Here is a 14,154-nt window from a genome sequence, read left to right on the forward strand (position 1 = left end):
GGCATCATTTATTGGCAGACTGAGCGGTTGGCCTTGATATGATGGAGTCTGACTTGGTGATTATCGCCGCCACTGACGATGGCTAGTCTATTCTCCTTTTTGGCAATATCAACAGCGTTGATGGATTTCGAAAATTTAGCGATTTGTTTTTGTTCCATAACTTGACCGGCTCGATTGAGGGACCACAGCATCACCCGACCATCGTCGCCGCCGCTGACCAAATAACAGCCATCCCTAGTTAAGGCAACCGCGTTAACGGGGCCTCCATGATGTCCATCCGTCCATTGGTCGGTGGATGAACATTTTGTACTATCAATACTGTTAGACCAGCATTGGCTGGTATCCCAGAGACTGATACGCCCCTGGTTGTCAGCGACGGCGAGTAGAGCTAACTGAGTGTTGGCGGTATCCAAACTGGTGATGTAGTCTGTACCGTTGCCTGTAGGGTAGGGGATAGACTGTTCCTGCTTGGTCTCGGTATTCCATAATTTGAGCTGATTACGTTGCCCGCCAACGGCTAAAACTGTCGTGACATTACCAGTCCCGTTATCTCCTTGCTCGCTAGGGGCGGGCCAAATAGCAACCATTGTCTGAATCGCGAAGTTAAACTGTTTTTCGGATGGGGGCGGCGGTTGGCCAGCGCTCCCTGGAACTTGCAGTTGCCAATGGAGCACCAATCCACTGCCATGGGCACTAAACAAACTACGGGAATCTTGGCTAAATTGCAGATCAAAAACACGATCGTCTTTTCTAAAGGTGAGGGTGGGCAAAGGTTTCTCCAAGAGAAGATCCCAGAGCTGGATTTCACCATTTTCTAAGCCGGCCGCCAGCATATTATTGTTGTGGGGACGGTAGCGAACCACCCGCACCGCCTTATTGATGGTTTTCTGATCGATCTTTCTCAGACGACGAGATACCTGCCAACGGCTGATGGTATTGTCATTGGCGCCGCTAATTACCCTACTGGCTTGACCATCAAATTGGATGCTATTAACGGGCCTTCGGTGGTTCGTCCAATGATTTACGATGAGCCCTAAGCCCACGCTCAGGCAGAACAGGGCCAAACACTGAAGCCAAAACGGAATTCTGGGTGAGACCACCAGCTCAATCCGCTGTTCTGAGGGTTCTAGGCGGGTTTTCTGCAATTGAGAACGCAGCTGAAACTGTTGTCGCCGTCGCCACCCCCACCAGGGAGGCTTAGGCATTACCGCCACCGCCATCGTGGAAATATCTCCTGGTTGCAAATTAACCTGAGAGGGGCTGATATGTAAGCAATGGCGGGTGGTGCGAGCAGGGGTAGGGGCGTCTCTTTGTAAAATTGCCCATAGTTGCTTATACCAGGGCACATCAATGCGGTTTAACACGACTCTTGCAGACTGTGCCACGTTGCTAGCATTGTTGAAGGTCAGCGTATAGTGGGTGGTTTCTCTATTATCAGAAGCGTGTTCATCATAGGTTTGTTCATCAAAAGCTTGTTCATAGGCGTCATCACCTTCCAGATCAGCCGCTGCCAGGTCACAGTTAAACAACAGAGCCCCCACTGGCAATACCTCTAGCGTTGCTGCCTGCCTCACGGGCTGGGTTTGAATTTGGCTGACCTCAACTTGAAAGGAATGTACTTGGCTGCACGCTTCACTCAAGGACGGCAGTTGACAGATAAATAACACCTCAGAGTGTCCCCGAGGTGGCAGCGACAATCGGTGTTTATGGCCATCAATCAGCCAAGCCTCTGGTAATCCCTTGATCTCAACCTGAATATTGGCCGTATTGCGCTGATAGTTTTGAATCAGCAGGGGAATTTCTATAAGGTCTCCTGGTTTCCCTTGAAAGTGAGTGGTAGCCATCGAGATTTGTGGAGCCACCCCCCCCGAACCCTTGACTACCAGGTTCATAATCTGTCGATCTTTTTCGCCTATCTCCAAACAAGTGACATTGACATTAAGGTTCATTTTTCCGGTAAAGTCACCCGCAACCGGTGGCAAAGCCAGAAGATTAACGACAAAGTTTGCCTGATCTCCCGCCGGAATTTTGGCAGAGATATCTGGAGTGAGGTGATACCAATCCTGACTAGCGTCACGGGCGATGCCAGGGGCAGATAACTCTAGGATAAAGGTGGCAAAGCGATCGCTAAGATTATTGACCACCACTTCAAACTGATCGCGACCGGTGCCGACCTGAAGAGACTGGGTAGATAACTGAGTCAAAATCTGTTTAGCCATTGACTAAATCATGTTGGATAGGACTGTTAAATGGTCTTGCTAAATTAGGTTAGGGTTGATGTCTTGATTCATTAAGCTAGTGTCAGGACATCAACCACTGGTGTAGCTGATGATGGCGAGTGGCAAACGTGAGAAGATTAATGCCCAATTCCTGGGCCGCGCGAATCTCCTCACGGTCAAGAGATAGCTCATCGTTTGCACCCCAGGCCTGAAGTAATGGACCCACTAACAACAGCACACCTCCCCAGCGATAAATCCCAATGGGGCGCTGCTGTATCGTGGGCCAGTGACTAAAGCGAAAAGGATGGGCTCGCCCCAGAGAAAATGCGCCCTCGCGGACCCTATCCTCAGCTGTCAGCGACATCGTACTCTGCAATTCTGAGAGTCCCTCGGTGTCCAAAAAGGTGTGTATTGGGGCCGCGAGCCTGACGATCGCATCAATAATACAGGCTTGGGTTTCACGTAATTCCACCTGAGCTTTTTCCCGCAATGCTTGCCCTCCCCGTGGAGGGTTAGCGGCCATGGCCTGTTGAAGTTCTAACTCAGCTTGATATAGCCCCAATAACGTCTCCACATCGGCATGAATCAGCAGGACACTCCCCTGCTGTAGATATTGGGCTACTTGATGTTGGGTGGCACGGTCCAAATGACAAAAATCATCGTAGGACACCGTGTTGAGGTCTCCTTCTAGGAAGGCGTCTACCAGAGTGCCCTGAAGGCTAGGATACAGTCCGGGCAAGGCCTCGAATAGAGCCTGAAACTGGACTCCATAGGTCGGAGAAAATTCTAACGTTGCCACACGGCAGTGTAAGGAGGACCGGCCCTGTACCGGTTGACGATATCGTAAATCGAGCTGATTGACCCCAGGTGAAAAAACATTGTTTGGGGCATTGAGGGCTGTTATCCCTGGGCCTAACCGCACCCGACACAGCTCCACTTCATCGGCTTCGGCAGGGACATCTTTTTCAATGATTTGGAAAGCACCTTGCACAATTTCCGTGTCTGTTTGGGAGGTCTGCTCAGAGTGCTTAAGCACAATATAAATCGTGGCTTCTTCAGAGAGTTGGGCCGAGAGATAACAACTCTCGGGCTGGGAGACCACAATGGGGTTCCCCTGACCATCAATCGCTAATCCCGGTTGAATTGTCAGCCAGCGGTGATATCGATACCGACTGGGCGCCGCATCAGGAATGGCAGCAACACAAATACCTAGGCCATCTACAATGCCACCCCGGTGGAGCGATTGATAGTGAATGGACTGGCGATTTTGGTGATAGCTATGGGCAATTTGCCAATGGTTTGCCGTAATCAGCAAGCCGTCGTTGACATCTAAACGTTGCAGGGGTTGCAGAGACATGGGCATCGGGAAGGGTAAGAAGGACCGCAAAAAGAGAATTGATGTTCACAGTCATTCTTTTAACTAGTATCTGAGCCAGTATCTGGGCTAGTGCCTGGAGGCGTTTCGATAAAGAGGTCGTAGCTACAAAATGCGGAGGTTTCTTGATCGATAATGGTCCGAATCAAGGCTTCATCGAGGGGGTAATTGGCAGGGGGCCGCAATTGAACAGAAAAGTGACAAGGACGAGTGCCACCCAGCAGGGTAGAGGCACCCAGTACGGTTTGGCCCAGCACATGTCCAGGACTAAAGTTTTCGTGGATGCCAATGGATTTTTGCGCCTCAACGGGCAAATGATCATCTAGGGGCAGTCCGCTGGCCAAATGCAAATAAAATCTCAACCCTCGTCGGGTACCACGCCAACGGTAAATCTCCATGGCGTAGCGAATGAGGGTGCGTTGTTGCTCCAAACTAAGGGGCCCTTCAAATGACCACCCCACCCAATGGGCCAAAAATGGCAGCATGGCTTGGGGTGCGATTAGGGGGTCTAAGTAAGCCCAGAGGTGGTCGAGAATATCTACGGTGGGTTCAAAGGTGGTCTCAAAAATTTTGAGAAATCGGCCCACGATGTCAATGCGACGATAAATGTCGGGTAAAAAGTCCAGGTATAAACTGGGCGGGCGCACTAACAGGTTAAACGGGTTGATGTGAGTTTCGCTATCACCCCGTGGCGCAGTCGCGATTATTTTGAGTTGTCCTTTGTAATCCAGCTGTAGGGGTAGTTGTTCTGGCGACAGCGGACGTTCAAAAAAATTAGACGAGATCGCAAAGTACAGCACAACCTCCATTTGGTGGCGTGTGGGCAATGTGGAGCCCTCTGTCCGTAGCCGCCACCAGTCTCGGGGCATCTCCCCAGACACGGCGAATTGGAGTTGGAGCGGATGGTCCCCTTGATTTTTGATCCGGACAACTAACTCACTCGCTTCTCCAGGATGCAGACTTAGGCGCGTGGACAAGGCGGGGGGCTGAATTGCTGTTATTGGGGATAGCCTATCCGAGGGGGAAAAGGTAATTGCTGAGCCAGAGGCAGGTGCTGGCTCTTGTAAAGGCACCAGTTCAATAGCGACCATCTGTCCGGCTCGGAGTTGTGCCATGGTGCTCTCCCCTAACCGATTAAATTAACAGTATGGCCCGAGCGCAATTGGGCATCGGCCCAAGAGCACACTAAGCCTAGGGGGGCCGGTGTCACCACATTAGCCGGGGCTAGTCGTCTCACCCATTCTGTTCCCTGCTGCCGTATTTCATACAGCATCACCGTGCCCAAATACCGAACACCGGCCATGCTTTGCAATAGGGTAATGATGTCAGAGGGATATACGGGGGTGCCAAAGGGCCAGCCACGGCCATCGGCACCCCCCGTCAAGGGGTTTAAAAACCGATATAGGGCAACCTGAAGATCTTGTTGGATGGCTTGTTTGGCTTCTGGCGAACCATAGCTCGGATCAATCGCCACCTCCGTGGTGACACTCACCCCCACATAGCTGGGAGAGGCGAGCTTGACCTGTAGACCCAGGGGTCGCCGTTCATCCAAATATTGGAGCACGGGCTGGCTGAGTTGAGGGGTAAGGCTCAGGGCCTGGGGTGAAATACCCAATCCGGCTTCAATGTCACCAAGATTGTTTTTGGGTACCACCATTACGGTGATGACCCCTGGCTGAGTGTTGAGCTGACGGGGACAAAGGCTACGGGCAACAGTACCTGCGCCCGCTTCTATCGTCAGGGTTTCAAAATCTTCAGGCGTGACCGCGCGATCGCGAGTGCGCAACAACTTGGGGACTCTCAATACTGCCAAGTCTAGGGACTCAGCATCGGCTCCTAGGTCAGCTGCTTGATGATTGGTCACGGAGGCCACATAGGGAACCGCCGACTTAATCACCCGCAACGTTTGGGATTGAACATTTCCCTGTTGGCCACCACCAGTACGATAGGCTCGCATGGTCAGTATCGCGCCCTGTGGTGGCACCGCACCATATTGCCGTTCTAATAGTTGGGGAGCCATGGGAAGAACAGCGGTTTCACCGGTAGGAAAACGGCTGTTTGGGTAACGGCCATTTGGGTAAGAGTGTTGGCGAGATTGTTGCTCAAAACGCAAGCGAGTGGCTGTTCTGAGTTGGGACGGTTCTCGAATTAGAGGACCCAACTGGATCAGCCCCGTCAGAGAATCCAGCGTGTAATGGAGATCTTCTGCCCCTGAGTCGGCAAAATCATTGACCTCTTGCCACACTTGCTGATGGCCATCGGGCAGCATGACCACTAAGGTTTCAGATGCTTGTCGCGGCAAGATGGGCGTACTGTGCAATTGGAAGGTCTGGCCTGCCTGACCGTTACTCTCTCCTAGCAATTCATTGTGAATGGTGGAACATTGGCGAGCGGCCACCGTTCCCCCTAGAGAGCGAGCCGCCACACTGAGCAACCGAGGGGAACGAGTATACGGTGCCCCCAGCGTTGTCTCTGTACACACACACCGAACCCAGCGGCCTCGATAGCTGGCAAATTCGGTGATGGGAAAGCGGGGGGGCAAATGTAAAACAACCTCCCCCTGCTGAATATCGCTGTTACTGCCAGAATCATAAAAACTAAACCCGTGGGTGTCATCATCACTTTCTTGCATCAGCACATCCGATACCCAGGTTTGACCATTCCAGGCCTCCCATCGCCTGGGGGGCGCTTCTGGTCGAATGCCGGTGGGGGTGGCCGTTTCACCGGCGAAATGTAGCGCAATCACATTCCCTTCTAACGATTGTTCTGGATCGAGCACCAGATAAAAACAATTACCAGGCTGAGGCGTGGCCTCAAAGATCTCCTGTTCTGCACCGGTCCATTGCCCATCAGGGCGACGAGTCCACCGCACAGACAATCGATCACGCAGGGCACCAGGCTGATGCTCTGTCGTCTCTGCTGTCAGCAGATGAATAATATGAGGAATCCCAATGGTAAGGGCTTGGTCCGTACTAAACACAATCGCCTCTTCTGTTTCGGTGCGTTCAGTGGCGACTTCTACCGCAGCAGGAATGGTGTAGGGGTCGGGCAAACTGGCCGATAGATAAAAGGTCAGGGCGGTGTGGGCCGGAGCCGGTGGCTGTAACCGGATACCAAGCAGCTCTAAAAATGCCACATAATTACGACGCGGCACTTGGTTAAACCGCATCATCATTTGATCGGTGAGCCAGCCGAACAATTCCACCAGGGTGATGCCAGGATCGCTGGGGTTATGGTTGGTCCATTCAGGACAATACCGGGGAATGCGCAACAAACATTCTTCGACCAAATCTTTAAACTGACGGTCGTCTAAATTAGAGTTTGGAAGCCTAGACAAAAAGTCAAATTCCATGGGTTAGACCCTATTGTGAGGCATTGTATTTGTTCAGCACTAAAAGCTTGTGCAAAACTGAAATGTGCAAAATATAAAAGCGTTCAGCAACAAAAGTGGTAGCGAAAAGCGGGCTCAAGCAGACGGTGTGAGATAAAACGGATAAACTAAGCTGCGCCGATGGTGGGTTCCTCGGATACGGTAATTAACCGCAATGCGAAGACTCGCGGCATCCGGCAGAGGGGTTGCGGCGACGGCTTCAACAGTGATGCGAGGCTCCCATTGTTGCAACGCTTCACGGGCATAAATTTGGGCGAGCAACATTGTTTCATCGTTTAAGGGTGCGAAGACGAGTTCATGTAGCCGCGAGCCGAATTCGGGACGATAGACCCGTTCTCCCAACCGTGTGCCTAGGATGATAACAATTGATTCATCAAGATTTCGGTACTTGTTACTTCGCTGGAATCCGCCTTGCACGGTCATTCGCACAGGAAAACTCCAGCCTTCACCTAATTGCTTGTGTTTTTCCTGAGATTGTTTCTGAGTTGTCGTTAAGGATTGTGGTTGCACAGTAATTATGCCTGCAAACTGTTCGTTCGCAGCCCCTTAAAACTAGAAAGGATAGATGGATGAGAAAAATGATAGAAATGCGGATGCCAACTTGACTATCGCCAACGATAGTCAAGTTCAGTCAATTTTGTATCGGTAGATACATTGTATATGAGTGAACATCACTCAATAATATTGATGGTAGCGAATGATCTCTCCTTGAGAAGAAAGCGTCACAAAAGGTAAGCATTATCAACGACAAGCAAACATCTTCGAGGAAGAAATTGATTTATAAGGAGATATTACGAGTATAAAAGAGCACTATCCCTATTGGGGAAATGCCTTAAATCCTCATTCTGTTGTTCTAATTACTGAAGTATAACGGTATAAAATATGATTCAAAGTGTTCTCTGAACAATCTCTAAGTCGAAGAATAATATCCATAAAAGTATTTCATGGATAAATTTTCTGGACCGAACTCGATCTATTCAAGAGGTGGTAGTTTATCGAAGGAACAATCTATTTTGTGCACTTTAAATTTTTTGATCAAGGTTTAAGCCTTTGTGGTTAAGGTTAAGATGCATTACAGGGAAGGTGCATTTTCTGTTGATGATTTTTAGAATGGGCTGGATCGGGTATTTGACAGCTTTATATTGATCGTCTCATCAGAAAACCTTGCTAACAATATTGCCTACATATCTTTTCCCTCAATCATTTAATTAGCTGTCCTAGCTTGGCGTTGACTAATCTCAATATTGACTAGTCTCTTTATGTATTTACAGGAGTCGCTAAAATCATGGCTAAAGAACAAGTAATGAAGTTGTATCGTGAGGCTCAGGCAAATCCTGGTTTGCGAGATGTGCTTAATACGGCTCCCAATATAGAATCTTTTGTGACTATGGCGAATCAACGAGGGTTTGTTTTTTCGCTGAATGAATGGCGAGATATGATGCGATTTTCAGTGGAAGAGTTGGAGTGTAAGGTCTCTGAGATTCCGGGGATTTGAAGCCGTTGATAGGTATTGAGTATGCAATGCTTATAAAAACTGTTGTGTAAAACACCCGAGTCTTCTTCAGCGCTTGGGCTCAAATCCGAGCATCTAAGTCTCTTTAGCAACGCCGAGCATTTGGTTACCCTTAGTAAAGGGAACTGCACGGAGGGGTTTTGCTGTGTGGCGTACTCATCGAGACCCACCTCGCCCTGCGGGCACTCCTTCCAAGAGGAGATTTGTCCCGGCTGTCTATCTAAAGGCGGTCCAGCAGCCTTTATGTCCCTATCCTGAAGTAAATCCCCTCCCAGTAGAGCGTTGGAAGCCCGCGTCGCTTTGCGGCGCTAGGAAATGTCCACCAAGACAGGGATGGGGCGCAGCGACGGGGTGGGTCGGTAACTTAGGCATATAGCCGTTTTTAAGTCTCTTGGACTTATACGTTTAATATGCTCGGTAGATTGTTTTTGTCTACCCCTTTTGGCTTCAGAATCAAAAACTAATTTCAATACGCATCTTTTTTATGAAGAGATGAAGTGTGAAGTGAGCGGACTTCGCAGTTGCTAACAATTTGACCTGAGTTGGGCTGAGCTGTGAGAACTCGCTGCGTATACCTTTTTATGTATTCTGTTTTGTTATGAGTAACTCGTTGGCCATTGCTGCGGTCACTACTACATTGCAGTCCCTGATTAACCAAGGGATTCGCAGTGTTATTGATAGTGCCACTGTCACGGCGCTGACGTTGGAAAAATCTCAGGCTAATAGTGATAGCAACCGGATTAATCTGTTGATGTATCATGCGATGCCCAAACTAGAACTCGGACATCAACAGTCGCTCCATCCCCGTGGAAAAATCAGGACACCGCATAAAACATCTGTTGCAGTAGATCTGTATTATCTGGTGGCGGCCTATGGGGAAAATGGGAGTGAGGCAAAAAGTCATCTTTTATTAGGGCGGGTGATTCAGTTTTTGGCGGATGGGCTTGTTCTGAATTCGACAGAAATTGAGATGGCGACGGCGAGAGAACTGCCCGAGAGTGACTTACATCGCCAAATTGAAACGATACAAATTACGCCTGTAGCACTTGACTTTGATGAAATATCGAAGGTGTGGCAGGTGCTACAACAACCCTATCGACCCAGTGTGGTCTACAAAGTTTCGGTGATTATGATTGACACTGGCAGTCGAGAAAGTACAGCGATGCCGGTGTTGACTCGTAGTGGTGTGGATGGTGCTCCTTTTGTTGTATCGGGGTTACCGCCGATGATTACGGGGGTAACGTTGCCCAATCGCCAACCCAGTGCTCGTCTGGGTGATCGGATGTTGATTCGCGCTGAGCATTTGGCGGGTGAGCGGGTAACCGTTCAGTTGCGTCATCTGTTGTTGGATGAGTCGATTGATTTGGCTCCTCAAGGGACTCCTACGGGCACAGCGGTGGAGGTTGTTTTACCCCCTGCTGATGGTTCTAATGATTATCCTTGGATAGCAGGATTTTGGACGGTGGCGGTGGGGGTGTTACACGCCTCGGGTTCGATGCGGGTGAGCAATGAGTATCCGCTGGCGATCGCTCCGATTATTTCAGCGTTGGAACCGCTGGAGGAAGCTGCGGGGAATTTGAGTCTGTCGTTGACTTGTGTGCCTGCGGTGCGTGAGGAGCAGCGGGTGATGTTGATTTGGGGAGCGCGCACCATTGCGGTGTATGAGATGTCTACTCCGGATGATCAGCCGGGGGCATCTCGTCTGACGTTTCGGATTCGTGAGATGACGCCGGGGGTGTATCCGGTGCGGCTACGGGTGGATGGGGTGGATAGTATGCCGGTGGATATGGCAGCGGTACCCCTACGGATTGACCCGTTGCAGCAGGTGAGGATTACGGTGCCATGAGTAGCTGGGAAGAGAATAATCGGGCTTATTTGTTAGCGGTTTGCCAGGGCTTGCGGCTGCGGTTGCGTCGGTTGGTAGGCGATGAGGCGGTGACGGCTGAGATGATTGCTGAGGCGGAAGCGGCGATTACCGAAGCAGCGGGGGTGGAGCCACCACCAGCGGCGATTGATGTGAGCTATCGGTTTAATCTCTCTGAGCTGGAAAAAGAGATTTTGTTGTTGTGCGTGGCGATGGAGGTGGACCCGCTGTTGCCGGAGCTATGCGATCGGGCGCAGGGGGACCGGGGTTGGGCGTTTCCCACGTTTGCGTTGGGGTTTCAGTTATTTGAAGAGGTGCGGTGGGATGTGATGACGGTGGATGCGCCGTTACGCTATTGGCGATTGGTGGAACTCCATGGGGCTCAGCCGCAGCCGTTACCGCAGACGATGCTGAAGGCGGATGAGCGGATCGTAAATCATATTATGGGTTCGGGTCGGTTGGATCATCGACTGGAATCACTGTTGATGCCTTTAATGGGGGCAGGACAGGAGAAGCTGAGGATTTCGGAGTCGCAGCAAGTAGTTGTGTCGGAGTTGTGTGAGTCGTTGGCGCGTGCGAAGGGGGCATTGCCGATTGTGCAGTTGTTGGGGACTAGTGAGGAAACGAAGTCTTTGGTAGCTCAGGTGGTGGCGGGTCAGTTTGGGGCGCAGCTATACGGATTGATGGGGGAGTTGATTCCGACGGGGAATAGTGACTTTTCTCAGTTTCTGCGGCTATGGGAGCGGGAGACGTATTTGTCGCGGGTGGGGTTGTTTATTGATACTCAGGAGCTGGAGGCGGAGGCGCAAAGTAAGGTGTCGTTGCGGCGGTTTTTGAGTCAGTGTAGTGGGTTGGTGTTTGTGGACAGTCGGGAGGTGCGGTTGCCGTCCCATCGGCAGGCGATTACGAGAGAGGTGGCGAAACCGACGCCACTGGAACAGCGAGAGGCTTGGATAGAGGTGTTGGGTAAGGAAGAGGCAGCGCAGGCGGCGGTTTTAAGTTGTCAGTTTTGTTTGAATTTATCTGAGATAGAGGAGATAGGAATTCAGAATGCGAAAGTAAAAATTCACAAGGAAGAGGAAGAAAGTAACGCGTTAAAAATAGCAAGTAACGAGATGGAGGAAAAAGGGAAAAAGGGAAAAGGAAAAAGGGAAGATAGATCTGGCAGCGTCCCCCCTTCCCTCTTTCCCCTTCCCCCTTTCCCTATTCTTTGGAATGCCTGTCTCAACCGTACTCGCCCTCGTTTGGAATCGCTGGCGCAGCGAATTGATGTGAAAGCGACCTGGGATCAGCTGGTACTCCCCGACGAGGCGATGGGTGTACTACGGCAGATTGTAGATCAGGTGCGGTTGCGATCGAAGGTTTACGATGACTGGGGCTTTCGGGAGCGGATGAATCGGGGGCTGGGGGTGAGTGCGATGTTTGCGGGGCCGAGTGGGACGGGGAAGACGATGGCGGCGGAGGTGATTGCGAATGAGTTGAATTTACACCTCTATAGAATTGATTTGTCGTCGGTGGTGAGTAAGTACATTGGCGAGACGGAGAAGAATTTGCGCAGGTTGTTTGATGCTGCGGAGGAAGGTGGGGCGATTTTGTTTTTTGATGAGGCGGATGCGTTGTTTGGGAAGCGGAGTGAGGTGAAGGATAGTCATGATCGGTATGCGAATGTGGAGATTAATTATTTGTTGCAGAGGATTGAAGCGTATCGGGGGGTGGCGGTGTTGGCGACGAATTTGCGGGGGGCGTTGGATAATGCGTTTTTGAGAAGGTTGAGGTTTTTGGTGGAGTTTCCGTTTCCGACGAAAGAGAAACGGCAGGAAATGTGGCGGAAGGTGTTTCCGGAGGGGATGACGCACGAGGCGCTCGATGATAAACGGCTAGGGCGCTTTAATGTCACGGGCGGGACAATCCAATCGGTGGCGATAAATGCGGCATTTATGTCGGTAGCGAACGGGGGGGGGATAACGATGAACTCGATGTTGGAGGCGATGAGGGACGAGTATAGGAAGCAGGGGCGGCCAGTACACGATGTCGAATTTAAGAACGAAGCAGAGGCGAGGGCAGAGGAAGCGTGGGAGAGCACAAGTGGCTGGCAACGGCGACCGACTGGCGGTGTCAATGCAGAACAAATCACAGGGAGGCAGGCGAACGCACGCGCACAGAGCTGGGAGCGCTGAGAGGGCGTGGCGGGCAACGTGTGAGCGCAGGCGGAAGACGAGAAGCGGGGGTGGAGTGCCCAAGCGGCTAAGGGACAGAGAAGAGTGTAGAAAGAGGAGGAAGGGTAATGGGAACGGAGAAGGAGACGCGCCAGCGCGCAAGAAAAAGGGCGGCGGCGCCGTGCAAGGAACATGGCAAAGTACGGGAGAGCGCTGGAGGATGGGCGCGACGAGGCCCGAGAGGCGCAGGCGAGCGCAGGGCAGCGGGGGGCACCAGAGCTAGAGTGGCGGAGGCACGAGCCGCGGCTCGGTGTCGGCGAGGTGCGAGTCCCGAGCCCGGCGCACTGTCGGCGGGAGGGAAGCAGGGAAGGAAGGAAAGGACGGAACGGGGGAACAATACCGTGCAGAGCCAAAAGCCGGAGGTGGTGCAACGGCTGGCCCATAATGCGTGGCAATGGTTAAAGAAATATGATAGGCAGTGGGTCCGGGACCGGGCCGGAATGAAGGGTGGGAGGGTGAGCAAAGAAGACGCGCAAGCATATATTGACGACATCACAATTGACGTCGCGAAACGGAGGGCGTTCCACGAAGCGTGGATGAAGCCAGGAAGAAGGCAGAAGAGAGTCACAGGAAAAGGAAGAACGAGAAGAAAACAGCGCCAGATACTCCGACTACCGAATGATATGAAAAAGGAAGGAACGTTCCCCACGGGGACGGAACCCCTAGAGCAGGAAGACTCACAAAAGGCCAGAGAACTAGCGTTAAGCACGGAAATGGAAGAGGCGGAGCAGACGAAGCTGGGGGGAAGGGGAACGGAAGCGACCGAAGGCATACCAGTGGTAACGGGAATGCGAAAAGCCTGCATATTGATCCGAGCGTTCTGGGAGGAGAGGAAGAGTTACAAAGAAAAGGCCTTCAGGTTCTTACTAAGGATGCGCGGCAATAGCATATTATTCGAAGACAGAGGCCGGGCGGACGTAGTGGCAGTGCTAGTGGACGAAGAGGGAGGCGTGATTAGGCGAAGAGGGACGGTCCTGGACTGGGATGAGATAGGACAGGGACTAGAGGCGAGACGTGGGGACCGGCCCCCCGAAGAGTACGTCAAGGCACTAATTGGGATGGCGACGGGGGAGACAGAGCCGGAGGACGAATACGAGTTATTTGCGGCATGTGTGATGGCATGTGACGCAAAGCGGACGATAAGGGGATATCTCAAGGAGCTAAAGGCGACGGCGACGAAAGTGGAGAGAGCAGACAGGATGACGGAAGTATTCAACAGAGCGAATCCGCATTACAGTTTCGCGGCGACAAAAGGCCGACGCGCTGGCGAAAAATGGACGACAGACCCGAAGTGACCCACGGCCGAATACGTGCACGGTTTACGAAAGCAGTAGACCACATCAATCTCGACCTGAAGGACGCCGCCTCCGCACACAAGAGCGAAGTGGCGGCCATGCTCACCCAATCGGCCCCACGACCGATTTCCCCGTCAGCGTACAGAATTGCATCACCAAATCCCCCACCCCACTCCGCACCCACCGTCGCCAATGGCAAAGATAAAAATCAATGCGCCCCAAATCCGCACCTTGCTCATAAAGCCGATTCACCTTCTCCACCATCCGCGCAACCGATTTCC

Annotated in this window: 11 protein-coding genes; 5 read left to right on the forward strand and 6 right to left on the reverse strand. The window is 51.7% G+C overall.

Features of this window, described 5'->3' with window-relative positions; all coding sequences use genetic code 11:
• Window positions 1–8: 8 nt before the first annotated feature.
• From S7335_RS22080 to S7335_RS22100, 5 genes are all read right to left on the reverse strand, one after another.
• Window positions 9–2,219, reverse strand: a complete 2,211-nt coding sequence (locus S7335_RS22080; protein WP_006458071.1) for a hypothetical protein — start codon at window positions 2,217–2,219, stop codon at window positions 9–11.
• A gap of 82 nt (window positions 2,220–2,301) precedes the next feature.
• Window positions 2,302–3,576: a hypothetical protein gene (locus S7335_RS22085; RefSeq protein WP_157620631.1), complete on the reverse strand. Its 1,275-nt coding sequence runs from the start codon at window positions 3,574–3,576 to the stop codon at window positions 2,302–2,304.
• A gap of 59 nt (window positions 3,577–3,635) precedes the next feature.
• A complete protein-coding gene (locus tag S7335_RS22090; protein WP_006458123.1) occupies window positions 3,636–4,709 on the reverse strand; it encodes a phage tail protein in 1,074 nt (357 codons plus the stop codon).
• A gap of 11 nt (window positions 4,710–4,720) precedes the next feature.
• On the reverse strand, window positions 4,721–6,946 hold the full coding sequence (locus S7335_RS22095) for a putative baseplate assembly protein (protein WP_006458067.1): 2,226 nt from the start codon (window positions 6,944–6,946) through the stop codon (window positions 4,721–4,723).
• A gap of 114 nt (window positions 6,947–7,060) precedes the next feature.
• The gene (locus S7335_RS22100) at window positions 7,061–7,408 is read right to left on the reverse strand and encodes a GPW/gp25 family protein (protein WP_050766035.1); all 348 of its coding nucleotides are present in this window, start codon (window positions 7,406–7,408) and stop codon (window positions 7,061–7,063) included.
• Window positions 7,409–8,270: 862 nt separating this feature from the next.
• On the opposite strand from S7335_RS22100, the gene S7335_RS22105 reads away from it, so the two are divergent.
• From S7335_RS22105 to S7335_RS22120, 5 genes are all read left to right on the forward strand, one after another.
• On the forward strand, window positions 8,271–8,480 hold the full coding sequence (locus S7335_RS22105; RefSeq protein WP_006458208.1) for a Nif11-like leader peptide family natural product precursor: 210 nt from the start codon (window positions 8,271–8,273) through the stop codon (window positions 8,478–8,480).
• Between the two features lie 163 nt (window positions 8,481–8,643).
• Window positions 8,644–8,874 (forward strand): hypothetical protein, encoded by a 231-nt coding sequence (locus tag S7335_RS28105; RefSeq protein WP_157620633.1) that lies wholly within the window; start codon window positions 8,644–8,646, stop codon window positions 8,872–8,874.
• A 222-nt stretch (window positions 8,875–9,096) separates the two neighbouring features.
• The gene (locus S7335_RS22110) at window positions 9,097–10,344 is read left to right on the forward strand and encodes a DUF4255 domain-containing protein (RefSeq protein ID WP_038019473.1); all 1,248 of its coding nucleotides are present in this window, start codon (window positions 9,097–9,099) and stop codon (window positions 10,342–10,344) included.
• On the forward strand, window positions 10,341–12,539 hold the full coding sequence (locus S7335_RS22115) for an ATP-binding protein (RefSeq protein ID WP_006458332.1): 2,199 nt from the start codon (window positions 10,341–10,343) through the stop codon (window positions 12,537–12,539). Before S7335_RS22110 ends, S7335_RS22115 begins: the two co-directional genes overlap by 4 nt.
• 380 nt (window positions 12,540–12,919) lie before the next feature.
• Complete coding sequence (locus tag S7335_RS22120; protein WP_157620635.1) at window positions 12,920–13,873, forward strand: hypothetical protein; 954 nt, start codon at window positions 12,920–12,922, stop codon at window positions 13,871–13,873.
• Window positions 13,874–13,975: 102 nt separating this feature from the next.
• On the opposite strand, the gene S7335_RS28110 is transcribed toward S7335_RS22120, so the two are convergent.
• Window positions 13,976–14,137, reverse strand: coding sequence for a hypothetical protein (locus S7335_RS28110; protein ID WP_157620637.1), 162 nt, complete (start codon window positions 14,135–14,137; stop codon window positions 13,976–13,978).
• Between the last annotated feature and the right edge of the window lie 17 nt (window positions 14,138–14,154).

The sequence above is a fragment of the Synechococcus sp. PCC 7335 genome, from assembly GCF_000155595.1.
Lineage (GTDB): Bacteria > Cyanobacteriota > Cyanobacteriia > Phormidesmidales > Phormidesmidaceae > Phormidesmis.